Annotated in this window: 3 protein-coding genes and 1 tRNA gene; 1 reads left to right on the top strand and 3 read right to left on the bottom strand. The window is 54.9% G+C overall.

Going from position 1 to position 3,351, the window contains the following annotated elements; genetic code table 11:
• Positions 1–192: 192 nt before the first annotated feature.
• On the bottom strand, positions 193–1,488 hold the full coding sequence (locus AC1DVH_RS28220; RefSeq protein WP_477756557.1) for a tyrosine-type recombinase/integrase: 1,296 nt from the start codon (positions 1,486–1,488) through the stop codon (positions 193–195).
• A 172-nt stretch (positions 1,489–1,660) separates the two neighbouring features.
• Positions 1,661–1,796: transfer RNA gene (locus AC1DVH_RS28215), tRNA-Leu, on the bottom strand.
• Between the two features lie 376 nt (positions 1,797–2,172).
• Between AC1DVH_RS28215 and AC1DVH_RS28210 the strand changes: the two genes are divergently transcribed.
• Positions 2,173–2,382, top strand: coding sequence for a hypothetical protein (locus AC1DVH_RS28210; protein ID WP_223510914.1), 210 nt, complete (start codon positions 2,173–2,175; stop codon positions 2,380–2,382).
• Between the two features lie 293 nt (positions 2,383–2,675).
• Here the strand turns inward: AC1DVH_RS28210 and AC1DVH_RS28205 are convergent.
• On the bottom strand, positions 2,676–3,351 hold a 676-nt coding region (locus AC1DVH_RS28205; RefSeq protein WP_477756556.1), incomplete at its 5' end, for a hypothetical protein.

Raw genomic sequence — 3,351 nt, 5'->3', positions numbered from 1 at the left:
CAACTGTAACGGTAACATCCTTTGCCACCGCTCGAAGTTAACACCTCAGCTTGAGCCCAGGGCACTGCACACGAACCGTGTGGTCACGTCGAAATTATCCGGAGTGAGGACATCAATTGGCGAACGACCTTTTAATCGCCCCCCAACGAAGCATTACCGGTACACCTACTTCATTGCGCCACGTTTTACTTATTAACGAGTGACATTCTCGCCGGACTGATTCGCAAACTCGTGAGGGGTGACATGCTCCTGAAGATTGGCCTCAAGGTACCGGCTCCACCAGTTCATGATCAGCCTGCGCTCTTCAATGAACTCTGCCTTGTGAATGCAGGCGGCACGAACGCTGTTCCGCTCTCTATGACTCATTTGCCTTTCGATGGCCGTCTCAGACCACAGACCTGACTCGATCAGTGCGCTACAGGCCATTGAGCGGAATCCGTGACCACAAATCTCTGTCTTCGTGTCGTATCCCATGGTGCGCAACGCTTTATTCACGGTGTTTTCGGACATTGGCTTCCAGGCCCTGGCATCGCCCGCAAATACTAGGTCGAATGTGCCGGTGAGCGCATAGATCTGTTCAAGAAGGGTCACGGCTTGCGGCGATAAAGGAACAAGATGAACATCACCCGCCATCTTCGTACCCCGCGTCGAATGGGGTACGTCTTCCAGCTCGGGCCGAGTATCCGGGATTTCCCACACGCCGCGCTTGAGGTCAAACTCGCTCCAGCGGGCGAAACGCAGCTCACTGGAACGAACAAACACGTGCAGCGACAGCATGATCGTCAACCGGGTCAGTTTGCGGCCCTGGTAGGCATTGATTCGGGCCTGCAATTCAGGAAGGCGTGATAAGGGTAAAGCAGGTCGATGGGAAACTCGCGGTGCTTTGATCAAGCCTTGAAGGTCGTAAGCGGGGTTTACGGGGATGAGGCGGAGGTGCTTTGCCTCACGCATGATACTTTGCAGGAAGCTTTGCACCCTTAAGGCGACGTCGATCGTTCCTCGTTTCCTGATCGCTTCCAAAGGTTGCATCAGGTCATAGGTATCGAGACCAGCAATCGAGCGGGCACCGATCAACGGGAAAACATAGGTTTTAAGGCGGTTCAACACAGTCTTGGAATGGTCGGGTGTCCATTTGGCCATCATGTTCTTGTGCCAGTCCAATGCAACACTTTCAAAGGTCCGGCCATTGACCACATCTTCCGTCCTGGCTCTACGTTTGCTCTCTACGGGATCAATGCCGTCCGCAAGTATCCGTTTCGCCTCTAAACGCTTGTGGCGCGCATCGGCGAGGCCAATGACAGGATAGCTGCCGAGTGAGGTCAATCCTTCTCGCCCATCAGGTTTTACATACCTGAGGCGCCAGCCTTTACGACCGTTTGGTTGGATTAGGAGATAGAGACCATCGCCGTCGAAAAGCTTGTAGGGGCGGTCCCTTGGCTTGGCTAAGCGACAAGCAGAGTCAGTGAGCGGAGCAGTTGTGCGCGACATAAGGGTACTCTCCTTATTCGAACCGGAGACTACCCCTAATTTTACCCTTAAAACGACTAGATTCCAGCAGAACGGACCGGAATCCGACGGAACGCCAAAACGAAAAAACCCGCCATAAGGCAGGTTTTTCGGGGATTCCAGAGAACTTGTAAGCGCTCTATGGATTGCAAGATGGTGCCCGAAGCCGGAATCGAACCGGCACGCCCTTACGAGCGGGGGATTTTAAGTCCCAAGAGAAAATCAATCAGGCCGCACCTTTCAATAGTTTTTTCGGGTCGCAATCACGCCTTTTTGGCTGCCATCCAGGCCAATGTTTCCGCATACTTTTCAGAGATTGCGGACCAGAAAAATTACCCATTTCAGTGTCAAAGTAGGTCCTCGCCCCAAAGCGACTTACACCGCAGATATGCCGATCACGCATACCATAGCGTTTCGCTGTGTGGTTCCGGCCCCTAGCCCCCGATGCCGGGGCCTGCATCAACCTAACATATTGTTTTATAATGTATATATCCGGTTTTTAGAGCGGTAAAACTTCCGTATTTTTGTGCTTTTGCAAACGATAATCCGCGGCTTCCAGCGGAGGTTTTGCGCACAACCCTTCCGGCGTCCAGCCGACCGTTACCCCTCTCCCCATTCCTCCATCATCACCGGCTGCTACGCTGAAATCTCCACGGAGGAATCGCGATGCCAAACTCAGACCTACTCCCTTCCCTGCTCTTCAAAATCAACGAAAACCAGCTCGCCCTAGAAGCCGCCATCCTAGAGCTTTCGAACTGGGTCGAGCAGCGCGGCTCGGCCGACGTCGCCGACAACGTGCGCGGCGCGCTGGAAGCCATCGACAAGAATGAAGAGTTCATAAAGATGACGCTCGCGGTGATGATGGCGCCGGAGTGACGGCAATCGCCAAAAGCGGTTGGTGGAAAGATGAGTCCAACTTCCCGATCCTGCGCCACAAAAACGGGAGGGCTCCAGGTTTTGTGAACGACCGGGATTGATTGCTGACCCGGTCAGCTCCGCCCCCACTGCCGCCATTCTCGTCAGTGTTTCGGACTGTGCGACATATTTCGAAAAAAAGTCGCAAACCCCGCGATGCTTTAGGGCTTGCGACTCATTGGTGATACGCCCCTCAAGCTTGCGGGACGTCTTCTACGGCCAGGCCTGCCGTGTTCATTACGGCGCGTGCAGGCTTAGTTGTGTACCTCAACCGCGTCGACATCCGGCGCGTCCGCCACATCCTCCCGAGCATCTTCCGCCTCGACTTTGGCTGCCTCTCTGGCTGCTTTCGCGTCAGCCTTGGCGGCGTCCCTGGCTGCATCTGCAGCAGCCCTGGCAGCATCTCTGGCTGCATCTGCGTCTGCCTTGGCTTTGTCCCTGGCTGCATCTGCAGCGGCCCGGGCAGCATCTCGGGCAGCATCTGCGTCCGGATCGCCAGCAGCTCTGGCTGCATCTCGAGCTGCATCCGCCTCAGCTCTGGCGGCGTCTCTGGTTGCATTTGCACTAGCTTTTGCCGCATCCCGGGCTGCATCTGCGTCGTTTCTGGCAGCGTCCCTGGCTGCATGTGCGGCATCGTTGTCATTGTCATCCGCGTCGTCGTTGTCTTTCGCGTTGTCGTTGTCTTTCGCCTCGTCGTTGTCTTTCGCCTTGTCGTTGTCTTTCGCCTTGTCGTTGTCTTTCACCTTGTCGTTGTCTTTCGCCTTGTCGTTGTCTTTCGCCTTGTCGTTGTCTTTCTCCTTGTCGTTGTCTTTCGCCTTGTCGTTGTCTTTCGCCTTGTCGTTGTCTTTCGCCTTGTCGTTGTCTTTCGCCTTGTCGTTGTCTTTCGCCTTGTCGTTGTCTTTCGCCTTGTCGTTGTCTTTCGCCTTGTCG

This window comes from Pseudomonas sp. P4_C3 (genome assembly GCF_056402075.1).
Note: the sequence above shows the minus strand (reverse complement) of the source record. Positions and strands in the feature narration are given on the sequence as shown.

Coding starts and splice junctions, on each gene's coding strand:
- AC1DVH_RS28220 (WP_477756557.1), bottom strand. CDS start 1,488: ATGTCGCGCACAACTGCTCCGCTCACTGACTCTGCTTGTCGCTTAGCC.
- AC1DVH_RS28210 (WP_223510914.1), top strand. CDS start 2,173: ATGCCAAACTCAGACCTACTCCCTTCCCTGCTCTTCAAAATCAACGAA.